At 67.8% G+C, this 22994-nt stretch carries 28 protein-coding genes; 12 read left to right on the top strand and 16 right to left on the bottom strand.

The genetic code is table 11. The features are described from left to right. Positions 1-7: 7 nt before the first annotated feature. From ACFQI8_RS13695 to serB, 4 genes are all read right to left on the bottom strand, one after another. Positions 8-220 (bottom strand): helix-turn-helix transcriptional regulator, encoded by a 213-nt coding sequence (locus ACFQI8_RS13695; RefSeq protein ID WP_390245677.1) that lies wholly within the window; start codon positions 218-220, stop codon positions 8-10. Next, the gene (locus tag ACFQI8_RS13690; protein ID WP_390245675.1) at positions 217-633 is read right to left on the bottom strand and encodes a DUF2178 domain-containing protein; all 417 of its coding nucleotides are present in this window, start codon (positions 631-633) and stop codon (positions 217-219) included. The genes ACFQI8_RS13695 and ACFQI8_RS13690 overlap by 4 nt, the downstream gene beginning before the upstream one ends. Before the next feature lie 186 nt (positions 634-819). Continuing rightward, positions 820-1011: a hypothetical protein gene (locus ACFQI8_RS13685; RefSeq protein ID WP_390245673.1), complete on the bottom strand. Its 192-nt coding sequence runs from the start codon at positions 1009-1011 to the stop codon at positions 820-822. A gap of 51 nt (positions 1012-1062) precedes the next feature. Continuing rightward, the gene (gene serB, locus ACFQI8_RS13680) at positions 1063-1710 is read right to left on the bottom strand and encodes a phosphoserine phosphatase SerB (protein WP_390245671.1); all 648 of its coding nucleotides are present in this window, start codon (positions 1708-1710) and stop codon (positions 1063-1065) included. Between the two features lie 144 nt (positions 1711-1854). Between serB and ACFQI8_RS13675 the strand changes: the two genes are divergently transcribed. Beyond that, on the top strand, positions 1855-2292 hold the full coding sequence (locus ACFQI8_RS13675) for a DUF7522 family protein (RefSeq protein WP_390245669.1): 438 nt from the start codon (positions 1855-1857) through the stop codon (positions 2290-2292). Positions 2293-2322: 30 nt separating this feature from the next. Here ACFQI8_RS13675 and ACFQI8_RS13670 read toward each other — a convergent pair whose 3' ends face one another. Then, a complete protein-coding gene (locus tag ACFQI8_RS13670; RefSeq protein ID WP_390245667.1) occupies positions 2323-2988 on the bottom strand; it encodes a DUF7504 family protein in 666 nt (221 codons plus the stop codon). 139 nt (positions 2989-3127) lie between these two features. Between ACFQI8_RS13670 and serA the strand changes: the two genes are divergently transcribed. After that, positions 3128-4705, top strand: coding sequence for a phosphoglycerate dehydrogenase (gene serA / locus ACFQI8_RS13665; protein WP_390245665.1), 1578 nt, complete (start codon positions 3128-3130; stop codon positions 4703-4705). Between the two features lie 39 nt (positions 4706-4744). Here the strand turns inward: serA and ACFQI8_RS13660 are convergent, their stop codons facing one another. The 6 genes from ACFQI8_RS13660 to ACFQI8_RS13635 form a co-directional block, all read right to left on the bottom strand. Next, the gene (locus ACFQI8_RS13660) at positions 4745-5206 is read right to left on the bottom strand and encodes a hypothetical protein (RefSeq protein WP_390245663.1); all 462 of its coding nucleotides are present in this window, start codon (positions 5204-5206) and stop codon (positions 4745-4747) included. 135 nt (positions 5207-5341) lie between these two features. Continuing rightward, positions 5342-6601, bottom strand: a complete 1260-nt coding sequence (gene thrC, locus ACFQI8_RS13655; RefSeq protein ID WP_390245661.1) for a threonine synthase — start codon at positions 6599-6601, stop codon at positions 5342-5344. Positions 6602-6695: 94 nt separating this feature from the next. Beyond that, a complete protein-coding gene (locus ACFQI8_RS13650; RefSeq protein ID WP_004044838.1) occupies positions 6696-7067 on the bottom strand; it encodes a helix-turn-helix domain-containing protein in 372 nt (123 codons plus the stop codon). An 83-nt stretch (positions 7068-7150) separates the two neighbouring features. Beyond that, positions 7151-7390, bottom strand: coding sequence for a hypothetical protein (locus ACFQI8_RS13645; RefSeq protein ID WP_390245658.1), 240 nt, complete (start codon positions 7388-7390; stop codon positions 7151-7153). 102 nt (positions 7391-7492) lie between these two features. Beyond that, complete coding sequence (locus tag ACFQI8_RS13640) at positions 7493-8185, bottom strand: DUF5828 family protein (RefSeq protein ID WP_390245656.1); 693 nt, start codon at positions 8183-8185, stop codon at positions 7493-7495. A 73-nt stretch (positions 8186-8258) separates the two neighbouring features. Then, the gene (locus ACFQI8_RS13635) at positions 8259-8468 is read right to left on the bottom strand and encodes a hypothetical protein (protein WP_390245654.1); all 210 of its coding nucleotides are present in this window, start codon (positions 8466-8468) and stop codon (positions 8259-8261) included. A gap of 88 nt (positions 8469-8556) precedes the next feature. Between ACFQI8_RS13635 and ACFQI8_RS13630 the strand changes: the two genes are divergently transcribed. Next, on the top strand, positions 8557-8937 hold the full coding sequence (locus ACFQI8_RS13630) for a cupin domain-containing protein (RefSeq protein WP_390245652.1): 381 nt from the start codon (positions 8557-8559) through the stop codon (positions 8935-8937). Next, the gene (locus tag ACFQI8_RS13625) at positions 8934-9596 is read left to right on the top strand and encodes a DUF8052 family protein (RefSeq protein WP_390245651.1); all 663 of its coding nucleotides are present in this window, start codon (positions 8934-8936) and stop codon (positions 9594-9596) included. The genes ACFQI8_RS13630 and ACFQI8_RS13625 overlap by 4 nt, the downstream gene beginning before the upstream one ends. A 53-nt stretch (positions 9597-9649) precedes the next feature. Here ACFQI8_RS13625 and ACFQI8_RS13620 read toward each other — a convergent pair whose 3' ends face one another. The 3 genes from ACFQI8_RS13620 to ACFQI8_RS13610 all read right to left on the bottom strand — a co-directional run bounded on the left by ACFQI8_RS13620 (position 9650) and on the right by ACFQI8_RS13610 (position 12870). Beyond that, positions 9650-11470: a carbon starvation CstA family protein gene (locus tag ACFQI8_RS13620; protein WP_390245649.1), complete on the bottom strand. Its 1821-nt coding sequence runs from the start codon at positions 11468-11470 to the stop codon at positions 9650-9652. Positions 11471-11606: 136 nt separating this feature from the next. After that, positions 11607-12572, bottom strand: coding sequence for an ArsA family ATPase (locus ACFQI8_RS13615; RefSeq protein WP_390245647.1), 966 nt, complete (start codon positions 12570-12572; stop codon positions 11607-11609). Position 12573: 1 nt separating this feature from the next. Further along, entirely contained in the window at positions 12574-12870 is a 297-nt protein-coding gene (locus ACFQI8_RS13610) for a DUF7990 family protein (RefSeq protein ID WP_390245645.1), read from the bottom strand. 101 nt (positions 12871-12971) lie between these two features. Between ACFQI8_RS13610 and ACFQI8_RS13605 the strand changes: the two genes are divergently transcribed. The 7 genes from ACFQI8_RS13605 (at position 12972) to ACFQI8_RS13575 (ending at position 20626) form a co-directional block, all read left to right on the top strand. Continuing rightward, the gene (locus tag ACFQI8_RS13605; RefSeq protein WP_390245643.1) at positions 12972-14333 is read left to right on the top strand and encodes a CobW family GTP-binding protein; all 1362 of its coding nucleotides are present in this window, start codon (positions 12972-12974) and stop codon (positions 14331-14333) included. Further along, the gene (locus tag ACFQI8_RS13600) at positions 14330-14566 is read left to right on the top strand and encodes a hypothetical protein (protein ID WP_390245641.1); all 237 of its coding nucleotides are present in this window, start codon (positions 14330-14332) and stop codon (positions 14564-14566) included. Before ACFQI8_RS13605 ends, ACFQI8_RS13600 begins: the two co-directional genes overlap by 4 nt. A 108-nt stretch (positions 14567-14674) precedes the next feature. Beyond that, positions 14675-15355, top strand: a complete 681-nt coding sequence (upp, locus tag ACFQI8_RS13595) for a uracil phosphoribosyltransferase (protein WP_004044864.1) — start codon at positions 14675-14677, stop codon at positions 15353-15355. A gap of 144 nt (positions 15356-15499) precedes the next feature. Beyond that, positions 15500-15703 carry a DUF7569 family protein gene (locus ACFQI8_RS13590; RefSeq protein ID WP_390245639.1) on the top strand — a complete coding sequence of 68 codons (204 nt, stop codon included), beginning with the start codon at positions 15500-15502 and terminating at the stop codon, positions 15701-15703. A gap of 472 nt (positions 15704-16175) precedes the next feature. Then, the gene (locus ACFQI8_RS13585; RefSeq protein WP_390245637.1) at positions 16176-17204 is read left to right on the top strand and encodes a TAXI family TRAP transporter solute-binding subunit; all 1029 of its coding nucleotides are present in this window, start codon (positions 16176-16178) and stop codon (positions 17202-17204) included. 50 nt (positions 17205-17254) lie between these two features. Beyond that, positions 17255-17740: a DUF1850 domain-containing protein gene (locus tag ACFQI8_RS13580; protein ID WP_390245635.1), complete on the top strand. Its 486-nt coding sequence runs from the start codon at positions 17255-17257 to the stop codon at positions 17738-17740. Positions 17741-17746: 6 nt separating this feature from the next. Continuing rightward, positions 17747-20626, top strand: coding sequence for a TRAP transporter permease (locus tag ACFQI8_RS13575; protein ID WP_390245633.1), 2880 nt, complete (start codon positions 17747-17749; stop codon positions 20624-20626). A gap of 28 nt (positions 20627-20654) precedes the next feature. On the opposite strand, the gene ACFQI8_RS13570 is transcribed toward ACFQI8_RS13575, so the two are convergent. Beyond that, positions 20655-21287, bottom strand: a complete 633-nt coding sequence (locus tag ACFQI8_RS13570; protein ID WP_390245631.1) for an IMPACT family protein — start codon at positions 21285-21287, stop codon at positions 20655-20657. A gap of 348 nt (positions 21288-21635) precedes the next feature. Beyond that, positions 21636-22139, bottom strand: coding sequence for an ACT domain-containing protein (locus ACFQI8_RS13565; RefSeq protein WP_004968711.1), 504 nt, complete (start codon positions 22137-22139; stop codon positions 21636-21638). A gap of 150 nt (positions 22140-22289) precedes the next feature. On the opposite strand from ACFQI8_RS13565, the gene ACFQI8_RS13560 reads away from it, so the two are divergent. Further along, the gene (locus ACFQI8_RS13560) at positions 22290-22970 is read left to right on the top strand and encodes a hypothetical protein (RefSeq protein ID WP_390245628.1); all 681 of its coding nucleotides are present in this window, start codon (positions 22290-22292) and stop codon (positions 22968-22970) included. Positions 22971-22994: the final 24 nt, after the last annotated feature.

The following is a 22994-nucleotide window of genomic DNA, read 5'->3' as shown; positions in this document are numbered from 1 at the left end:
TAATTTTTTACATGGTCAGGTCGGCGTCGAGCTCCGGTTCGAAGAGGTCCTCGACGTGACAGCCAAAGTACGCCGCTAGCTTGAACGCCAGTTCGAGCGAGGGGTCGTACCGCTCGCGCTCGATGGCGTTGATGGTCTGTCGGGTGACGCCGACCGCTTCGGCGAGTTCGCCCTGGCTGAGGTCGGCGGCCTCGCGGCGCGTTCGGAGCCCGTTTTTCATGTCCGAGCGCGGACCCAGAGGTAGCACAGGGCGAAGAGTCCGAACAGTCCGACGTAGCCGTACAGCGCGCCCGAGAGGAACGGCGAGACCTCGAACAGCCCGAGCGTCGCGCCGAGTCGGGCGGCGGACGCGCCGAGGACGAGGACCACCGCGGCGACGGTCATGGTGAGCTGACTCGCCCGCCGTTCGAGCGACCGGTCGCGCTCGTCGAACAGTGCGACGTCGGTGCCGCGCCAGGCGACGAGAGCGGCGACGATACCGAGCCAGTAGACGGCCTCCCCGAGCACGGGGTAGTCGAGGAATCGGAGGGCGAGGGAGGCGAGGACGCCCGCCCCGATGGAGCCGAACAGCAGGCGTCGGTACCGCCGTTGTCTGGAGAGCCGAGGCGTCGATGAGCGTTGGACCTGTGTCATAGTTCTGCGTAAAGCGCCGGTCGCGGGGGACCGGGTGGAAAGCTTGCTTTACAGTAAAGCGTACTTTACACGTCGACTTAATCGTTGTCCCGGTTCGGTCGCGTCGCTCGGAGGTCCGCGGAGTCGCAGAAAGAGCGGTTCAACGTCGGTTCGGGGCCGGAGTCGCGGTTGTAGTCGCAGTCGCACTCACCCGTCGTCGAACCACCACAGCGCCAGCATCGTCCCCACGACTGCCACGGCCGCGGGAATCGACTCGTCGACGCCGAGTGTGTGGAAATCGAGGAGGACGACGCCCTCGAACAGGGCGGCGAGCGCGAGGGCCACGAAGGCGAAGCCCGCCACCCAGAGTTCGGGCGTGTTGACGTCGCTGATTGACATGCGCGGGGCTACGGGCCAAGGTATGATAAGTGTTATCAGACCACAATTAGACTACTCGTCGGCGTCGAGCATCCCGTGGCTCTCAAAGAGCTTTCCGAGTCGGTCCATGGAGGCGACGACGGCGTCGCAGGCCGGTCGGACCGCGTCCTTGGGGACGAAACCGACCGAGAGGCCGGCGACTTCGAGCATCGGGAGGTCGTTCGCGCCGTCGCCGACCGCGACGGTGCGGTCCATGGACACGTCGTGTTCGGCGGCGTGGGTTTCCAGCGCCGTGTCCTTCGTGCCCTCGATGAGCGACCCCTCCACGTCGCCGGTGAGTCGGCCGCCCTTCACCGGCAGGCGGTTCGAGACGATGTCGTCGACCTCGACGCCCTCTTTTTCGAGCGCGCGTTCGACGCCGCGTTCGAAGCCGCCGGTGAAGATGGCGACGTGGTGGCCGTCGTCGCGGAGTCGCCGGATGAGGTCGGCCGCGCCGGGGCGGAGTTCGACCTCGCCGTAGGCCTCCTCGGCGAGCTCCGCTTCGAGGCCTTCGAGGAGGCGGGCGCGCGACCGGAGGCTCTCCGCGTAGCTCATCTCGTCGTTCATGGCCCGCTCGGTGATGTCCGCCATCTCGTCGGCCGTGCCGTTCTTCCTGCCGAGGAGGACCGTCATCTCGGAGTCCGAGAGCGTGCCGTCGAAGTCGAAGGCGATGATGCGCATATCTGCCCGTCGTCGCCGCGGGGTTTCAAAGCTTCCGCGTCGGCAGTTATGCGCCGAGGGAGAGACGCTGGCGAGTCGACGCCGGCGAGACGCGGGGAGAGGCCACACACAGCTATTTATCGGTCGTTTCCCTGACAAGCACGTATGGACGACCGCCACGACGCCGAACACGAGACGCTCAGCGACGTCGAAGCCGACCTGTCCGACGATTTCGGCGACGGGAGCGACAGCCCGCTCCGACAGTTCGTCCGAAGCCTCCGCGACCTCGACGACGCCGACGTGCGCGCGGTCGGTCAGTACGACGGCAAGGGTTTCGAACTCCTCTATCTCCGCGACGACATCGACGACGCCCTCGACGCTGACGCCCGTACAGAGCGCGTGAAGACGCTCGTGATGAAGGCGCTCGGCGAACCCATCAACGAACCCGGGCTCGACGACTACGGCCAATTGAACGCCGTCATCAGGTGGTTCGACGAAGTCGTCGTCGCCATCTATCCGCACGACGAGTGGTCGGGGGCCATCGCGACGTTCGACCGGGCGAACTCGCCGCTGGTCGACCTCGCGGTGACGCACCTCTCGTGAGACCGACCGAGAGACGACGGTCACGCGCCCTCAGATTCGAAGCGGCGTCCACGACCGCGGGCCGTCGTCGAGGCCGCGGACCCGGAACTCGGGGTCGCCGTCGGTGTCGCGCGTCTCGACGAAGCCGTCGAACGGCTGTTTGAGGAGCGCGAGTTCGCGCTCGTCGACGAAGCCGGTGTCGAGCGTGAACACGCCCGTAAACCCCGCCGCTGAGATACGACCCGTGATGACGTGCAGGAACTGGAACAGCCGCTTGAGGTCGGTGTACATCACGAGCGTCGAGAGGACGTGCAGGCCGACGCGGGCCGACCGGCTCGCCTCGTAGTGCTCCCGGAGCGACTCGGTCAGGTGGATGCCGATGCCGGTCAGGTCGGCGGGACTGGAGACGTACCGGAGGTTCCCCGCGTCGGCGCGGTCGCCGAGGAGGTCGGCGACGCTCGTCGTGTCGATGACCTCGAACTGCTCCGGGGGCGAGCCGCTGATGTACGACAGCTCCTGTGCGATGCTCGGAGCGGGCTTCTTCGTCGTCACGACGACCGTCCCCGCGTCGTCGCGCTCGCCGGCCGCGAGCATCGAGAGCATGAGCCGCCGCTTCCGCGTCATCGTCGGGCCGGCGATGAGCACGGACCCGGTGTCCGGAAGCGACACCTCGGGCGATTGCGTCGCCGGCGAAGCGTTCTCGGGGCGGAAGACCATCTATCGAATCTATCGGACTCGCGCGGATAATACTAGTGGGCGAGAACGTCGGGCGACCCAAACCGTGCGAGACAGTCTCACTGTCACGATATCGGCCGTTGTGACAACCCTTAACCCGCGCGGGTCTGACCCTATCCGCATGAAGGTACTCGTCACGGACCCGATCGCCGACGCGGGTCTGGACCGGTTACGCGAGGCCGGTTACGAGGTAGAGACCGCGTACGACGTCGAAGGTGACGCACTGCTCGAAGCCGTCTCCGACGCGAACGGGCTCATCGTCCGCTCCGGAACGCAGGTGACCGCCGAGGTGTTCGAGGCGGCGCCCGACCTCGTCATCGTCGGACGCGCCGGCATCGGCGTCGACAACATCGACATCGACGCCGCGACCCAACACGGCGTCATCGTCGCCAACGCGCCCGAGGGGAACGTCCGCGCCGCCGCCGAGCACACCGTCGCGATGGGCTTCGCCGCCGCGCGCTCGATTCCGCAGGCCCACGCCCGCCTGAAAGACGGCGAGTGGGCCAAGTCCGACTACCTCGGCAACGAGGTCAACGGCAAGACCCTCGGCGTCGTCGGCCTCGGCCGCGTCGGCCAAGAGGTCGCAAAGAAGTTCTCGTCGCTCGGGATGGACATCGTCGCCTACGACCCCTACATCGGCGAGGAGCGCGCCGACCAGCTCGGTGCCGAACTCGTCGAGTTCGACGCCTGCCTCTCCCGCGCCGACTTCCTCACCGTCCACACGCCGCTGACCCCCGAGACGGAGGGGCTCATCTCCACCGACGAACTCGAAACGATGGGGAGCGGCTACCTCGTCAACTGCGCCCGCGGCGGCGTGGTCGACGAGGCCGCCCTCGCCGAGGCCGTCGACGCCGGCGTCATCGACGGGGCCGCGGTCGACGTGTTCGCCGACGAGCCCGTCTCGCCCGACAACCCGCTTCTGTCCGTCGACGACGTGGTCGTCACGCCGCACCTCGGCGCGTCCACCTCGGCCGCACAGGAGAACGTCGCCGTCTCGACGGCCGACCAAATCGTCGCCGCGTTCCGCGACGAACCCGTCATCAACGCGCTCAACGCGCCCTCGGTCGACGAGAGCGCCTTCCCGCGCATCCAGCCGTACATCGGTCTCGCCGAGACCGCCGGGAAAATCGCCGCCCAACTGCTTGACGGTCGCCTCGGCGAAGTCGAAGTCACGTACACCGGCGACATCGCGGGCGAGGACATCGAACTCGTCACGGCCTCCGCGCTGAAGGGCGTCTTCGCGCCGCTCGAATGGCAGGTCAACGCCGTCAACGCCCCGCAGGTCGCCAAGGAGCGCGGTATCGAGGTCGTCGAGTCGAAGTCCCGCCAGTCGGACGACTTCCAGAGCCTCGTGACCGTCACCGTCCGCAACGGCGACGAAGAGATGACCGTCTCCGGGACGCTGTTCACCGGCGAGGACCCGCGCATCGTCCGCATCAACGGCTACCGGCTCGACGCCATCCCGTACGGCCAGATGCTCGTCGCCCGCAACTACGACAAGCCGGGCGTCATCGGCTTCATCGGGACCGTCCTCGGCGAGAACGACGTGAACATCGCCGGGATGTTCAACGCCCGCCGCGCGAAGGCCGGCGGCGAGGCGCTGACCGTCTACAACCTCGACGACGACGTGCCGGAGAGCGTCCGCGAGAAACTCCTCGCCGACGACCGCATCATCGACGTGGACCTCATCACGCTCTGAAGCGGCTGACCCGCACCTCTTTCTGAAAGAACTCCCGCGCTACCGTCGGCCGAGCGCCGACGCGACCCGGTCGACCACGCGACCGACGGCGGTCCGCACCGCGTCGGCCGCGTTCGACTCCGCCCCCGAGCGGCGAGACCGGTCGTTCCGCCGGCCCGAACGGCCGTGCGCCTGCGTTCGACTGCGACCCCGGTTCTCGGCCAACAGCCGTTCGTAGCGGTCGATTATCCGCTTTCGGTCGGCGTCGGCGCTGTCGAGGCGGGCGTTGAGCCGGGCGTTCGCGCGGCGGAGCGCCTCGTTCTCGCGCCGGAGGGCGTCTCGACCGCGGGCGTCAGCGGGGGACGACTGACGGCTGTGGGGCGGCGCGGACGCGGGTGAAGACGAAGACGGCGACGAGGCCGCGGTCGCGGACGACCCGGTCTCGGTTCCGTCCGGGGGGTACGTTCTCGACCCGGCCCCGTCCCGACTGACGGTTCCGGTCGGCATGCTACTGAGCGACATCGTGTGGCACGAAGTACCACAGAACGAAAAGAATGTGTCAGACGCGCACCCGACGCGCGTCATCGCCCCCGGTCTGACGGCTCCGCCAGCCCTCGTGTGCGACCGTCGACGACGGTCGGCACCGTGCCAGTCGTCCTACTCGGCGAGGTGTTCGAGGACCGCTTCGGTGTCGTTCGGGACGGGTTCGGGGTCGTCGCCCGCTTCGAACGCCGCGTCGGGGTCCTTCAAGAGGTGACCCGTCGTGAGACAGACGACCTGCTCGTCCGCGTCGACGACGCCCTCGGCGCGGAGCTTTCGGAGGCCGGCGACCGAGGCGGCGGAGGCGGGTTCGACGCCGACGCCCTCGGCCGCGAGGTCGCGCTGTGCCTCGGTGATTTCCTCGTCGGAGACGGCGACGGCCGTGCCGCCCGTCTCGCGGATGCCGGGGAGCGCCTTCGGCGCGTTGACCGGGTTGCCGATGCGGATGGCGGTCGCGCGCGTCTCGACGTCCTCCCAGCGGCGGGTCTCGTCCCAGCCGTTCTCGATGGCCTCGACCATCGGGGCCGCGCCCTCGGCCTGCACGCCGGTCAACTTCGGCACGTCGGCGGCGTCGAGTGCGCCCGACTGAACGAGTTCGCGGAACGCCTTGTAGAGCGCGGAGGTGTTGCCCGCGTTGCCGACGGGGAGGACGATGCGGTCCGGGTAGGTGCCGTAGTCCTCGTGGAACTCCTCTAAGATTTCGAGGCCGATGGTCTTCTGGCCCTCCAGTCGGAAGGGGTTCAGCGAGTTGAGGAGGTACGCCTCGCCGCGAGCGGCGAGGTCCTGCACGATGTCGAGACAGGAGTCGAAGTTGCCGTCGACTTCGAGGATGCGCGCGTCGTGGAGCGACGCCTGCGCGATTTTCCCGGCGGCGACCTTGCCGGCGGGGAGCAACACGAGCGTCTCCATCCCGCCGCGCGCGCCGTAGGCGGCGAGCGCCGCGGAGGTGTTGCCGGTCGAGGCGCAGGCGAGGCGGCCGACGCCGAGTTCCTTCGCCACGCGGACGCCGACGGTCATGCCGCGGTCCTTGAACGACCCGGTGGGGTTCATCCCCTCGTGTTTGACGCGGAGCGTCTCGACGCCCACGTCGGCTTCGAGGCGCGGGACCTCGTGGAGCGGCGTCGCGCCCTCGGGGAGCGAGACGCCCTCCTCGAAGGGGAGCGCGGCGTTGTAGCGCCAGACGCCGCGGCCCTCGAAGTCGTCCCACGTCGGCGGGGACGCGTAGCGGACTTCGAGGAGGCCGTCGCAGTCGTCGCAGGTGTACCGAACGTCCTCGAACGGCGCGAACTGCGCGCCGCACGCGATACATTCGAGCCAGGTGCCGTCGTCGGCGACGGATGGCTCCTCGGGGGCGGGTGCCGTGAGTTCGAGGCTCATTGCTCGGGCGGTGGCACCAGAGGGACAAAAGCGGGTGGGTTTGGGCGGCACCTGCCGGGCGACGGACTCGCCGGGAACGCGGTCGGCCGACAACCTACGACTCGCCGAAGGCGTCGATGCGGGCGTGAACGTCTTCTGCCCACTCGTCGAGCGCGGCGTGCATCATCTCCTTGGCCTCGGGGAGCGGGGTCGCCGTGTACTGGTAGACGTAGCCACCGGGGTCGAGCAGGCGGCGCTTGCGCTCGGTGAGGCCCTTGTCGAGGAGCGTCGTCAGCGAGCGGTTGACGTTGCTCCGGTCGCGGTCGAGCACCTCCGCCAGTTCGGCGACGGTGCTTCCGGGGTTGTCGAGTAGTGCGAGATACGTCCGGCTCTCGTGGCTCTGGATGCCGAAGACGCACGCGAGGACCTGTCCGAAGTTCGGGTCCTCGGTCTCCATCAGTTCGCCCATGTCCGGTGCGTCGGCCATGCACACCTGTTCGCCGTGTGTCGGATTAAACCCTCACCTACAGGCGAGCGGGCGGCCGCCGCGACCGGGACGCCGCATCGACGCTACTCCACCTTCGCGTAGCCCATCTTCAGCACGCAGGCTCGCATCCCGTCTTCGTCCTCGTGTTTGTGGAGCGTCGTCGGCGTGTCGCAGTAAAAGACCGTGCCGTCGTGGCGGAGCGTCACCTCGTGGATGCCGCCGAGCAGTTCCGCTCGAACGACGACGCGGCGGCCCTCGCGGAGCGCGTCGAGGATTTCGTCTGCGGTCAGTTCGCCGGACTCGACTCGGAGCGGCTCGGGCATACCGGAGGGTCGCGGGCGAGCGGTATCAGTATTGTCGATGGCGGCGAGCGCCGACAGACGCGCGTGTCGGCGGCGACGAGTCGAGCCGAAACCGGACCCGGCTCAGTTCGTCGTCCAGTTGGACCGGTGTTCCTCGTCCGTCGTCGGCGTCTCCACGCCCTCGACGGCCTCCGCGACCTCGGTCTCCTTCGGCGTGTCGATGTGCCAGCGGTCGATGTCGTCCTCGAAGCCCCGCAACGTCTCCGACACCTTCGACTTCAGCTCGTCGTCGTTGACGTTCACCTCGAAGACGAACCGCTCGTCGCCGGAGCCGCGGCCGACCCGCTGGATGTTCGCGCTCACGAGTTCGTTGTCGAAGTAGTACGGGGCCAACTGGGTCATCACGTTGCGGTAGACCGTGTCCTCGACCTTGCGGAGCGCCTTCCGACCGGCGGAGTCGGCCGCGCGAGCCACGTAGTTGATGGAGTCCTGCCACGACTCGACGGCCCCCTCGTTGTCGCCCTCTTCGACCCGCTCGTAGGAGCGGGAGAGCTTCTCTCCCGCCGTCTTGAGGTCGTCGTTGGGGGTCTTGCCCGCCTTCTCGCCTTCGCCCTCGCCGACGCTGGCCTGCTGGGCCGTCTTCTCGTTTACGTCCTCGCCGAGTCGCTCGTGGGACTTCGGCCGCCACTCGTCCCAGTCGTCGAAGGCGGTGCTGTCGACGTCGGCGTCGCGGAGCGCGCGGGTGATTCGCTCCCCGTGTTCGACGACGTCATCCCATGTGCCGCGGCGTTTGAACCCGGAGATGCTCTCTTCCATTGTCGTTGACGGGAATACGCGCCAAACGGTATAAACTCTACGAGGAGACTGGTTGGCACACGGGTGAGAACGTCTAGCGGTCGCCGTAGACGAAGCGCTCGGCCGCCGCGTCGAGGCGGGCCGACACCCGGCCGAGCCACGCCGCCGGCGATGCGGCCCGGAGCGCCGACGCGTCGAGCTCGATTCGGTCGTCGCCGAACGGGTCGCGGTCCTCGCTCGCGGCGGCGTCCACGACGGTCGTCATCGAACACCGGCCGCACGCCTCGCGGGGCGAGTCTGCCATGCGCCGCAGTTCGGAACCATCACGAATAAATCTTGGTTTCCGAGCGGGTCGCGACGGGCTTATAGGCTCGAACGTGTTGCTCCGTCTCATGGGATACCGCGTCGTGGACGCCACCGCTGTCGAACCCGCCGACGACCGCCCGTGCGAACTCCGCCGCATCAGCGGCGAGGGCGGCTTAGAGACCGTCGCACTCAACCGCTTCCGGGCCGCTCCCGGCGAGCAGGTGCCGCTCGCCTACCACTACCACACCGAACAGGAGGAGGCGTTCTACGTCCTCTCGGGGACGCTGTTCGTCGAGACGCCGGACGAGACGTTCGAGGTCGACGCCGACGGCCTGTTCGTCGCCGACCCCGAGAGCCCACACCGGGCGTACAACCCCGAGGACGCGGACGAGGCCGTCGAACTGCTCGCGCTCGGCTCGCCGGCCGTGTCGGGCGACGCCGTGCCCTACGACCCCGACGAGGAATGAAGAGCGTCGAACCCGAGGACGCTGGGGGGGCCGGAGACCCGGACGAGTCGGGCGAGTCGAGCGAGCCGGACGCATCGACATCTGGTCCCGCCCCCGACCGCCCCGAGTGGGACGACGCGTACCTCGACCGGACGGCCGAGCGGCTCATGTACAACTACGACTTGGAGCGGGAGTACGCCGTCCGCGGCGAGCGGTTCGACCTGTTCGGCTCGATGCGGATGGAGAGCCAAAAGCAGTTCCTCCACCAGTCGATCAACTACGCCAACCACCGCGCGATGGAGTACATGTTCGCGCGGCGGGTCGAGTCGGCGACGGTCGCCGAACTCGAACGGCTCGTCGAACTGGGCCACGGGCTCGCCGACGAGTGGATCGACCCCGACGAGGAGCACTACGGGACGGACTTCACCTTCGTACTCGTCGCCGACGCGGTGCCGGAGGAAGTCCGGGCGTTCGTGTCCGATTTCGCCGACCGAACGCTCCTGAAGTTCGGCTACTACGGCCACTACGAACTGAACCTCGCTGTCGTCGCGCCGACCGACGAGGACGCCGTTGCGAGCCGCAACGCCGACTCCGTCGCCGCGTTCACGCTCTGGAGCGACGGCTCGCCGGCGGTCGCAGACGGGCTGTTAGGCCGGCTTCTCGGGACGTTGCGTCGGTGAGAAAAACGGAGTCGAAGGGTCGGTGGTCAGAGGCCGAACCGGACGACCGCGCGTCAGTCGTCGCTCGGTCGCGGGCGACCGCCGCTACCGCCGCCGCCCGAACTCCGGGCGTCTCTGATGTTGTCGTAGCCGATTTTCGCCAGCGACAGCGCCAGATAGACGAGCACCAGCGCGAGGACGATTTGGACGACCGCCGACACCATCGTGAAGGTGCCCGCCGAGGCCATCCACTCGGGGTTCATGAACTTCGCGTAGATGTTGTCGTGGAACGCGAGCCACAGCAGGCCGAGCGACGTGATGGTCGTCATGAGCGCCATCGGCAAGCCCGTGCTGAGAAGCTGTTTGGAGTCGTCCCAGTTGGCCAGCCAGACGGTCGCGGTCAGAAGCGCCAGCGCGGCGAGAAGCTGGTTCGCGCCGCCGAACAGTTGCCAGAGCGTCAGCCACGAGCCGCTGGTGATGAGGATGTACGCCGGGAGCGACTGCACGAACGCGTTGCCGTAGCGGTTGGTCGCGAACTCCTCGACCGGCGTCTCGGGCGTCCCGACGATTTCCTCCATCATGTAGCGACCGAGGCGAACCGCGGTGTCGGTCGAGGTGAGAAGGAAGCTGACCAGCACGAGGGCCATGAACGGCCCGCCGAAGGAGGTCGGGATACCGAAGCTCGACAGGATGACGCCGCCGCCCGCCGCGAACGTCGGCAGGGCGAGGCCGATACCGCCGCCCACGTCGGGCGCGACGATGGCGACCGTCGCCAGCGCGACGGTGGCGAGGAGACCTTCGCCGAGCATGCCGCCGTAGCCGATGACGCGCGCGTCGGACTCCTTGTTCAGTTGCTTCGAGGTCGTCCCCGACGAGACGAGCGAGTGGAACCCGCTGATGGTCCCGCAGGCGATAGTGATGAACAGAAGCGGGAACAGCGGCGCGCCGGAGCGGCCGATGAACCCGTAGTACGGTTCGAGGTTCGTCACGAGCGGCTGAGTCGGGGTCGTGAAGAGCGTGCCCGCGACGATGGCGACGAGCGCGCCGCCGACGCCCGCGTACAGCAGGAACGACGAGAGGTAGTCGCGGGGTTGCAGAAGCACCCACACCGGAAGGGCGCTGGCGACCGCCCCGTAGACGAGGATAATCGGCACCCACGCCGCGGTGTTCCCGTTGAACGAGCTCGCACCGGGGAGCCACGCGCCGGAGCCGGAGAACAGAACGAACGTCTCGGCGGGCGCGCGGGCCGCAGGTTCGAACAGTGCAACCGGGAACTGAATCCCCGCGTAGACGCCGGCGAACATCGCGATGACGAACGCGACGGTCCCCAGCAGGAACGGGAGGTTCAGCTGGTAGAGGTAGATGCCGAACAGCACCGCGAGGACGATGTACACCAGACTCGCCGTGGCCGCCTCCGGATAGGCGTTGAACACGATGGCCACCACGAGGGCGAACACCGCGACGACGAGGACGATGGTGAGAAACGCGAACCACAACAGCATGTTCTTGCCGCGCTCGCCGACGTACTCGCCGATGATGTAGCCGATGGACTTCCCGTCGTGTCGCAGACTGCTCGACAGCGACACGAAGTCGTGGACGCTCCCGAGAAGCGGATTCCCGATTGCGATCCACGCGAGCGCGGGGGCCCAACCCCACACCACGCCCGCCGTAATCGGCCCGACAATCGGCGCGCCGCCCGCGATGCTCGAATAGTGATGCCCCAGTAACACCGGCTTTTTCGCCGGAACGTATTCTTGACCGTCTTCGTACTTGTGCGCTGGCGTCTCACGACTGTCGTCGAGTTCGACGAACTGCGCGAGATATCGGGAGTAACCGAGATACCCGACGGTAAACAACGCGAGTACCGTGACGACCATCCAAATGACTTGTACCATGGTACGCTGCCCCATTCGGTGACACGAAAATGCCCACCTTAACATTAACGATAGATAGGAATGTATCGTGTTCGAACGACAGGTTCAATCGGCGAGGGACGCCGAAAACTCTCGCTATTCGGCCCGTCGTGACAGCTTACTGAGTATCCAGCGCGGTGTCGACGGCGAGTTCGGCCGCCACCTCGCCGAGGAAGTCGCCTTTGACCTCGGCGACCCGCGTCTCGACGGCGGCGACGAGCGGCGGTGAAAAATTCTCGCGGAGGTCGGCGAGTCGCTCGCGCTCTGTCTTGACCCGCTCGCGCAAGAACGTCGCGCCCCGCCCCGACTCGTCGGGGTCGGGTTCGGGCGTGAGGCGGTTGACCGCGAGGCCGCGCACGTCGAGGCCGAAGGAGTCGAGTTGGTCGATGGCGCGCTCCGTCTCGCGGAGCGACAGTTCGTCGGGGTTCACGACGAGGAAGAAGGCGGCGGCGTCCTGTAGCGTCTCCTTTGCGAACGAGAAGTCGTCGCGGCGCTGTTCGAGGCGGGCGATGATAGGGTCGCCGTCCATCATCCGCCGGGGTTCGTTGTTACCGATGGCGGCGCGTTCGAACAGTTTGACCGACTCCTTACGCTTGTGGAGGAGCCGCTGAATCCAGCCGTCGAGGTACTCCGGCAGGGAGAGCAGTCGGAGCGTCCCGCCGGTCGGCGAGGTGTCGAAGACGACCCGGTCGTAGTCGTCCGCCGAGCGCATCACGTCGATGAAACGGTCGAACAGCGCCGACTCGTACGCGCCGGGCGTCTGGTGGGCCATCTCTATCTGCCGGTCAATCTCGTTGACCATCGCCGGGCTGACCTGGTCGCCCATCGCCCGCTTTGTCTCCATGAGGTGCTCGCGCACCTCGGTCTCGGGGTCGATTTCCATCGCGTCGAGGTTCGACTCGTCCGCGACGGCCGCGGGTTCGTCGGTGAACGACTGGTCGAACACGTCGCTCGTGCTGTGGGCCGGGTCGGTCGAGACGAGGAGCGTCCGGACGCCGTCGCGGGCGCACTTGACCGCGTAGGCGCTGGACATCGTCGTCTTGCCCACGCCGCCCTTGCCGCCGAAGAAGACGAATTTGCGCATGTTAGAAGTGATATTGGTGGCCCTTGCGTTCGAGGAGCGACCCGCGGTCCCACATCCGCCGCTCCCACGCCTCGAACTCGTCTTCGAGATAGGGGAGCAGTTCGGCGGTGTAGTAGGAGATGGGCGAGGGGATGCCGAACGCGTCGGGGAAGCACGCGAGCATGAACGCGTCCTCGTCGTCCTCGGCCTGCTGTTCGATCTTCTCGTAGGCGGGATGCGAAATCATCCCGTGGTAGAGGCCGCGGAGCCACTCTTCGACGAGTTCGCGGAAGGATTCGATGCGCACGGCGAGCGTCATCAGTTTACACACTCACCCGTTTTCGGACAAAAGGGTATCGTTCACGAACGTCCGCGCTGGTTACCTGCGATTTCATATGTGCGGACCCGGTAGGCCCGCTCATGAACGCGGGGGAGACGATTCCGGTGACGGTGCTCGGCGGGAGTCTCGGGGCGGGCAAGACGACGCTTCTCAACCACCTGTTGACGAACGCCGGCGACCGCGACATCGCCGTGCTCGTCAACGACATGGGCTCGGTGAACGTCGACGCCGAACTGGTCGCCGAGGAGTCCGACCTCGCGGTCGGCGACGGCGTGACCGAGCTCTCGAACGGCTGTATCTGCTGTGAGCTACAGGACGACCTCGAAACCGCGGTCGTCCGCCTCGCGCGCGAGCGGTCGTTCGACCACCTCGTCGTCGAGGCCTCGGGCGTCTCGGAGCCCGGGCCGGTCGCCCGGCTGTTCGTCACCTCGCGGGCGGCCGCCCGCTACGACGTGGCCGGCCTCGCGACGGTCGTCGACTCGCGACTGTTCGCGGACACCTTCGGCGGCGGCGACCCCGACCGAACCGTCGCCGAGGAGGGAGACGGCTCGGTGCGCCCGCTGTCGGACCTCCTCGTCGAGCAGGTCGAGAGCGCCGACCTCGTCGTCCTCAACAAGCGCGACCTCGTCTCCGACGCCGAGCTCGCGGCGGTCCGCGACGCGGTCGAGGCGCTTCGCCCCGGCGCGACCGTGGTGGAGACGGCCCACGGCGACGTGGACGTGGACCTGCTCCTGTCGGACCTTCACGACCCCGACGCGCCCGTCGGCTGGCGGGCCGCGTTGGAGGACGGGACGGGCGGAGACGACGGCGAGGGCGGCCACGACCACGCCGAGCACGCGGACGCAGACCGCGACGGCCGCGACGACCACGACAACCACAGCGACCACGAACACGACCGCGACGACCACGAACACGAACACGACTACAGCGACCACGACGAGACCCCGCACGCCGAGGCGACCTACGGCGTCACCTCGTTCGTCTACCGTCGCCGGGCACCGCTCGACCCCGACGGCGCGGCCGCGGTCCTCGGAGACCTCCCCGGGTCGGTCGTCCGCGCCAAGGGCTCGCTGTGGATCGCCGGGGCCGAGGACGTCCACTACACCTACAGTCAGGCCGGCCCGTCGGCGTACGTCGCCGCCGCCGGCCCGTGGGTCGCCTCGCGCCCCGAGTTCGAACAGGACACCTACCGCCGCAACCACCCCGAACTCGACTGGCACGACGACCACGGCGACAGGCGGACCGAACTGGTGTTCATCGGCCGCGGGATGGACGAAGGCGCACTCGCGGCCGCGCTCGACGCCCACTTGCTCGACCCCGGCGCGTCCGCGGACGCCGGCGACTACCCGACCGACCCCGGCGCGGAGGTCGCGCTCGCGGAGCCGACCCGGGAGCGCGAGTCGGTCCCGACCGCGGGCACGGCCCCGGAGGGCGGACGATGAGCGGCGAGTCTGAGCGAGCCGGACGCGACGACGAGGACCGCGGAGCCGACGAGATAGCGTGGGGCGAGGGCGACCCGCGGGTACTGTTCGTCATGAACCTCGTCCTCTCGACGGCGTTCGCGGCGGTAGTCGTCTACGGGCTGTCGTACCTCGACCTCGCGGCCTTCTCGGTCGTCAACGTCGCGTCGGCGGCCCTCGTGCTCACGGCGGTCACGTACCTCGTGACGAACTGAAACCACGGGATGAGTCACCGACCCACTCTACGCGTGAACTACCCGCAGGGAACCGCTTGCGGCCGATAGCCGCATTTATGTCCTTCGGGGAACCGCCTTCTCAGTAAGATGCCCATCGAAGACCGAGACGACGCGTACCTCATCACGCACGCGCTGGCGAAGGACACGCTCTCGCGCCTCCGGGACGTGGAGACGACGCAGGTCGCCTTCCGGAAAGGCCTCGTCAAACTCGGCCGCATCTGTGGCTACGAGATAATCGACGGCGCGATGGAGACCGAGTACGTCACCATCCAGACCCCGCTGGCTGAGACGACCGGCGAGCGCGTGAAAGGGCTCGACAACGTCGTCATCATCAACGTGCTCCGCGCCGCGACGCCGTTCGTGGAGGGACTGCTCAAGGCGTTCCCACGGGCGAAGCAGGGCGTCATCTCCGCCGGCCGCGACGAGGAGGCGGGGATGGACGACGACGGCGGCTTCCCCATCACCATCGACTACGTGAAGCTCCCCGAAATCACGGAGAAGGACACCGTCATCGTGGCCGACCCGATGCTCGCCACCGGCTCGACGATGTGCTCGGTCCTCGACCACATCCTCGAAAACGCGGGCGTCGACCCCGAGAAGCTGTTCGTCCTCTCGGCCGTCTCCGCCCCCGACGGCCTGCTCCGCGTCGACAACGAGTTCCCCGAGGTCGACCTGTTGACGGTCGCCATCGACGACTACCTCGACGACGACGGCTACATCGTCCCCGGGCTGGGCGACGCCGGCGACCGCGCGTTCCGCACGACGTAACTCGGTCTCAGCGCGCCTCGCATCGACGCGCGGGAGTCGTCGACGGCCGCCTCGGCCACCGACCCGGATTCGGGTAACGACTAAGTTACCGCCCGCGCACCTCCGACGCATGGACGAACCTCGCGCCACCGGAGGGTACCGACGATGAGCGACCCGTGCGACGGCTGTGGGCGGGCGGTCGAAGACGCCCTCGCCCGCGCGGTCCAGTTGCAGGTCGACGGCTCGACCGTGGACAACCAGCGGCTCTGTCCGACCTGCTTCGCCGACTGGATAACCCGATACGAAGAACAGATGTCGCCCACGCAGTCGTCGGACGACTCGACGGACTCCGAGATAATCGTCGACTGACGGCACCGATGCGGAGTCGCGTCCCCCGATGCCTGACAGCCGGGGTCCGGCGAACCGCCGTCCGAACCCCCTCACTTCGGGTCGAAAACAGGCTTCCGGCGGCCGGTTTTTCGTTCGAGTCGAACGTCCCGAACCGTACCCCAGTAGACTACTGTGAGAGGTATTTGCACGGGGTGTGCCGGGGTCGGGACCCGACTCGCCGAACCCCTTCGTTTCGGGTCGAACCGCCCGAGAACGCACGGGAAAAATTCGAAGGCGAACGCGGAGAGACCGGCACGCCGGGACCCGACCGAATCGAATCGACACCCCGAGACTGCGGTTCTCTTTCGACCGACCAGTTCAGGGATATGCACCGTTATCGAAGTACAATTCAAAAATCGGTAGCTATCTGGCAGTGTCAATGGGGAACATCGGGATTAGCTGGCCGTTGACATGAACAGCCATAAATACGTATCGTGCCGAATGACACTATATGACTCGGAAGCTTGACCGCCGACAGTTTATCGCCGCGACAGGTGCCGTTGGCCTCGCCGGCCTCGCCGGCTGTTCCGGCGGCGGCGGCGAAGAGACGACGACGACCGAATCCGGTGGCGAAGAGACCACTACCGCCGCCGAGGAGACGACGACCGAATCCGGCGGCACGGGCGGCGAAGAGACCCGACTCTCGTGGCACGCCGGCGGCACGGGCGGCACGTACTACCCCCTCTCGAACGAGTTCAAGTCGGTCGTCGAGGCGCAGACCGACTTCACGCTTCAGGTGCAGTCCACCGGCGCGTCCGTCGAGAACGTCGGGAGCCTCGCCCGCGGCGACGCGGACTTCGCGCTGATTCAGAACGACGTGGCCTACTTCGCCCGCAACGGCGAGGGCATCGAGGCGTTTCAGGGCAACGCCGTCGAGAACCTCCGCGGCGTCGCCACGCTCTACCCCGAGACGATTCACCTCGTCACGCTCGCCGACACCGGCATCGAGACGCCGTCGGACCTCTCCGGTGCGACCATCAACACCGGTGACCTCGGCTCCGGCACGCAGGTCAACGCGACCCAGATTCTCGAGGCCCTCGGCATCTCCGACTACAGCGAGCAGAACACCGGCTTCTCGCAGGCCTCCGACCAGCTGAAGAACGGCGACATCGACGCCGCGTTCGTCGTCGGCGGCTGGCCGGTCGGCGCTATCGAGGAACTCGCCGCGACCGAGGACGTCCGCATCGTCCCCATCGAGGGCGACAACCGGCAGGCCGTCAAGGACGCCGCACCGTTCTACGCCGACGACGAGGTCCCGTCGGGCACCTACGGTCTGGAGAACCCCGCGCCGACCGTCTCGGTTCAGGCCATGATCGCGACGAACGCCGAACAGCCCGAATCGACCGTCGAGTCGGTCACGAGCGCCATCTTCGAGAACGTCGACGAACTCACCATCAAGACTGAGTTCATCTCCAAGGAGAGCGCACAGGACGGCATGTCCATCGAGCTCCACCCCGGCGCGCAGGCCTACTTCGGCTAACGCGGGACGCTTCGCTTCACTTTCGAACAGCGGTTTCCTACCCACTTTCGATGCTTGATTCGACACCCACACGCCTCCTCGTCGTAGTCGCGGTGCTGGCAGTCGCCGTCGGCGGGAGCGCCGCCGTCCCGGCCGGACAGGCGCTCGTCGTCGAAGACGCCGAGACCGGCGAGCGACTACAGACGATTCCGGTCGAAGAGAACACGACCGTCGCGCTCGAATACACCCACAGCGTCGAGAAGACGCGCGTCCTCGACGCCTACGCCGTCCAAGGGGGCGAGCTCGTCATGACCAGAATGGAGTTCAAGTCCTACGGTGCGGGCCTCCCCGCGCGGGCGAACGTGACGACCGAGAACGGCTCGTTCGTCTTCGACCCCGAGGGGAGCTACGAGGACCTGTACGTCAAACCCGGCCGCATCGCCGGCCACAAGCTACACGTCGGTGACCAGACCTACGACCTCGTGGCGCTCTCCGACGCGCGCTCGGTCCGCCTGTACGTCACGCACCGCTCCGTCCTCGACGCCGCCCTCCACTGACCAACGATGAACCGAACACACGACGAGGGCCGACCCGACGGCCCCGACGACGAAGACGCCTCACGGTCCGGACCGGAGTCCGGCGCGGCACCGGGCGACCCGCCGGTTCGAACCGACGGCGGCGAACCGCCCGCGGACGACGACCGCGAGGCCGCGAGTACCGACGAAGAACTATCCGAAGAGGAGGCACAGGAGATGCTGGAGGGCATCGACCGAAAGCGGACGCTCTCGGGCTGGGCGGCGATTCTCACGTCGCTCGTCGCCATCTCGTTTTCCGTCTTCCAGTCGTGGTTGGCCGCCCGCGGCTTCGAGTTCGCCGCCACACTGCCGCTCGTCGGCGAGGTGTCGCTCGGCGCGCTCCAACTCCTGCAAGTGAACTCGATTCACGTCGCCTTCGCGCTCGTGTTGGCGTTCACTCTCTTCCCGGCGACGACCGGCCACGGCAGGTTCGCCACGGCACTCGGTCGCGTGGTCCCGAGCCTCGCGTCGAACCTCGGCGAGGACCACCCGCTCACCCGCGGTGCCGCGGCGCTCCGCCGGTTCGTCCGATGGCTCGCGGTCGACCCCGACCGCGAGCGCGTGACGCCGCTCGACGTGTTCTGCATCGTGCTCGCCGTCGCCACGGCGGCCTACATGGTGTTCGAGTGGTCCGAGATACAGCAACTTCGCGTGTTCGGCCTCGAAGCCGGTCGGACGGTCGCCGAGTACCTCGGCGCACCGTTCGTCTCGTTGGGCGACGCGCTCGGGCCGCTCGGCTTCCTCGCCGACGCGGTCGTCGCAGTCATCGGCGTGCTCCCCTTCGCGGACGTGTCCTACCCGTTCTTCCTCGGCGCGGTCGGCGTCCTCCTCGTCTTGGAGGCGACCCGCCGCTCGCTCGGGTTCTACCTGATGGTTATCGTCGCCTCGTTCATCGTCTACGCGAAGTTCGGCTACCTCATCTCGCCGTCGACGCCGCTGGTCGGCGTGCTGTCCATCCCCGAGGGGACGTGGGCGAACATCGTCCAGAACCTCTGGTACAACACCGAAAACGGCGTCTTCGGCATCCCGGTCACCGTCTCCGTGCAGTTCATCTACATCTTCATCCTGTTCGGAGCGTTCCTGGAGATGTCCGGGGCCGGCCAGTGGTTCATCGACCTCGCGTACGCCGCGACCGGGACCCGCAAGGGCGGCCCGGCGAAGGCGTCCATCCTCGCGTCCGGCTTCATGGGGACTATTTCGGGCTCCTCCATCGCGAACACGGTAACGACCGGCGCGTTCACTATCCCGCTGATGAAGCGCTCCGGCTACCGCCCGGAGTTCGCCGGGGCCGTCGAGGCCTCCGCCTCCTCCGGCGGCCAGATTCTCCCGCCGGTGATGGGCGCGGCGGCGTTCCTCATGATAGAGTTCATCGGCGTCCCCTTCTCCGACATCATCATCGCGGCGGCCATCCCCGCGGTGGTGTTCTTCTTCGGCGTGTGGGTGATGGTCCACCTCGAAGCGACCCGGACGGGCATCGGCGGCCTCGACCGCTCCGAGGTCGTCGACCTCGGCAAACACCTCGCCCGCGGGTGGTTCTACCTCATCCCGCTCGTGTTGCTCATGTACTACCTGCTTGTCGAGCGCCTGACGGTCGCGCGCTCGGCGTGGTTCACGCTCATCGCCATCATGGCGCTTCTGTCCGTCGTCGCGGCGTACAGCAAGCGGACCCGCGTCCCCCTCTTGGGCGCTATCGCGGCGGCGTTCGTCGCGCAACTCGGCTCGTACGTCGCCACCGGCGTCGGCGTCGTCGACGCGGTCACGGGCGGGACCGGCGAACCGCTCGGCGCGACCGCCGCGCTCTTCGCCACGGCCGGCGACCTCGGCATCATCGCCATCGTCGTCAGTCTCGTCGTGATGCTCGTCCGACCGGCGCTCGACTCGCCGCTGTTAGAGTTCGACGACGCGGTCGACGAGGCGGCCGACAACGTCGCGACCGCGGTCTCGCGGCCGTCGCTGTCGGACCTGAACGTCTTCCGCTACGTGACGTTCATCGGGAAGTCGATGGACTCCGGCGCGCGAACGTCGACCGAGGTGGTCGTCGCCGTCGCCGCCGCGGGTATCATCCCCGGCGTCGTCAGCGCGACCGGCCTCGGCCCGAACCTGACCGCACTCATCAAAGCGGTCGCAGGCGGCTCTATCGTCCTCTTACTGCTTTTCACCGCCATCGCCTCAATCATCCTCGGGATGGGGATGCCGACGACGGTGACGTACATCATCCTCGTCTCACTGCTCGGGCCCGCCATCGCGCAGTCCTCGGATATTCCACTGCTCGCGGCCCACCTGTTCATCCTCTACTTCGGGGTGATAGCGGACATCACACCGCCGGTGGCGGTCGCGGCGTACGCCGCCTCCGGCATCGCCCGGTCCAATCCGTTCCGGACCGGGACGAAGGCGTTCTCGCTGTCGCTCAACAAGGCAATCGTGCCGTTCGCGTTCGCCCTCACGCCGGGCATCCTGCTCCTCCGCGGACGGGGCGAGGCCGCGGCGGTCATCACGTTCGCCGACGTGGCCGACGTCGGCTACTTCGTTCCCGAGGTGGTCATCCCGGTCGCGGGCGTCTTCGTCGGCGTTATCGGACTCGGCGCGACCGTCATCGGCTACCTCTACAGCCGCGTGTCGCAGACCGAACGCGCCCTGTTCGCCCTCTCGGCGTTCCTCCTCATGGCGCCGATGCTCCTGTTGAACGCCGCGTTCGACCTCGGCGGCTTCCTCGGACTCGTCGGGGAGGTTCCCAACACGGTCCCCGTCGACCTCGCCATGCGCGCAGTCGGCGGGGCGCTGTTCGGCGCGCTGGCCGTGAAGAACCGCCGCGAGGCGGGCGACAAGGCCGCGCCGACCGTCGCGGAGCAGGCCGAACCGACCGACTGACCGCCGAAAACAGAACTTCGCGCCCGGGTTACTCGATATCCGCGCGGCCGCTGGTCGCGCTCCGGATTCGGTCGCGGAGGTCCGGGCCGTCCTCGACCGGGACGCGGACCTCGAAAGACACCTCGGCCTCGTAGGCGGCGTCGAACTCGACGCCCGCGCTCTCTAAGAGCCCGCGAACGCTCCCCGAGTCGTCGTACTCGACGGTCGCGGTGAACCGCTCGTGGGGTATCTCCTCGACGACGCCCGCGGCGTCAAGCGCCTCCTTCACGGCCCGGGAGTACGCGCGGGCGAGGCCGCCGACGCCGAGGTTGGTGCCGCCGTAGTAGCGCGTCACAACGACGGCGACGTTGCGCACGTCCTGCTGGACGAGGACGTTGAGCGCCGGTTTGCCCGACGAGCCGCTCGGCTCGCCGTCGTCGCTCTGGTACTCGCGGAGCATGACGCTCCCCCCGCCGGGGACCGACGACGAGGCCGACCCCGCGGGCACCCGGTAGGCGGGGACGTTGTGGGTGGCGTCGGGGTGGCGCTCCTCGATTTCGGCGACGAACGCCTCCGCCTCCTCGACCGTCTCCGCGGGGGAGACGTAGCCGATGAACTCCGAGCCGTTCACCTCGAAGCGGGCGTCGGCCCGGCCGGCGACGGTTCGATAGGCGTCGGGCATGCTCCCGAGTTGGCGGCGCGGCGTGGAAAAGCGTTCGCACCGCGTCGCGGCGCACCGACGAAGGGACAGGCGGTGTGGACTCGCCGGGGAAGGCGGCGGACGGCGAAGGGACAGGGATGGCGAAAAGACGGGGACGGGGACCAAACAGCGACGCGCTACTGACCGCAGGCGTCCGCGTACGATGTACACCCGTTTTGGATGCAGACGCCGCAGAGGTGGCGCGTCTCGGAAATCGGCTCACCACAGCACATGCAACTTCGCATGGTACCCATGTGAACACCTACCGCGTGAGGTCACAAGAATCTTATTGCGCCGTTGACAGAATATTCGCGGGGCCGACGGGCCGGCTCAGGCGATAGTGATGCGACGGACGAAATCGAGGTTCGACAGGTCGTTGAGCAGGTCGCCGGGAATCGGCTCGTCGGTGATGATGTAGAGCTTCGGGTCGTCGGTGAACTCGGGGTCCTCGCTTATCGTCTGGCGAATCGAGATGCTCGCGTCGGCGAGTTTCGAGGTGACGGTGGCGACGATGCCGGGCTCGTCGGCGTCGGCGACCTCCACGGTGAGCACGGAGAGATCGAGCACCGGCGCGAGGTCCATCAGGCTCGGAATCGACGAGATGTTCTGGAAGATTCGTCGAAGCTCCTCGTCGTCGAGGATGGCGTCGGTCGTCGAGTCGACGACCCGCCGGTCGACGTCGGCCTCGCGGGCGATGCCGGTGTTCGGTATCTCGATGCCGCCCGAGACGACCCGTCCCTGGTCGTTGACGGAAAAGCCCCGTTCCAAGAGGAGCCGAATGACAGCCTGCTGGCTCGGACTGCCCTCGAACTTCTCCATAATCTCGTCGAACATTCGTTGGTCGGGGGATTTGCGGGCGGGTACATTAAGTGGTCCGTCACCGACGACGCCACGGCCGAGGGGTCCGGGGGCGACCCCGCGAGCAGGCCATCGCCGCCGCGGCCGGGGAATGGGTTTAACCGTCGGCGCGGAGACCCGTCGTCTATGCGCGAACTACGCACCTGCGACTTCTGTGGGGCCGACGCCGTCGGCGTGTTCGAGGTACTGCCACCGGCGTTGACGCCGGCCGACGACCAGCGCCGCGTCGTCCTCTGCGAGCACTGCGAGGAGACCCTGAGCGAGGTCATCGCACCGCTTCTCTCCCGGCTCGGCGTCGATGCCGACGTAGACGTGGCCGACGACGCGCGGGCCGAGACGGGCGCGTCCGCGGCACCGGAACGGACCGCGAGCGGGTCGGTCGGCGAGGCCGCCTCGGTCGACGTGAACGCGGTCGACCCCGCGCCGACGCCGCCGGAGCCAGCGAACCACGACTCGCCGGGCGAGGCCGACGACTCCGACGAAACAGAACAGACCGACAAAACAGAACAGACCGACGAAACCCGACCGGCCGACGACGCAGAACAGACCGACGACGAACCCGAGTCGGCCGCCGCCGAGGAGACACAGGCTAGCCCCGAGTCATCCGGCCGGGGGGAGGAGCCGCCGAAGTTCCGGAAGGTCATCCGCATCCTCCAGAACCGGGAGTTCCCCGTCGAGCGGGCGGAGGTCGAGGCGCTGGCGTCCGGCGCGTACGACCTCGACGACGACGAGGTCGCCGACATCTTCGACTACGCTATCGAACGCGGTCTGCTCGTTGACGACTCGGGGACGCTCCGGCGGCCCTGAGCGGTCGAACGCGCGGAATCAACG

It is taken from the genome of Haloferax chudinovii, from assembly GCF_042663345.1.
In the GTDB taxonomy this organism is placed as follows: domain Archaea; phylum Halobacteriota; class Halobacteria; order Halobacteriales; family Haloferacaceae; genus Haloferax; species Haloferax chudinovii.
This window is presented reverse-complemented; position numbering and strand designations above follow the sequence as displayed.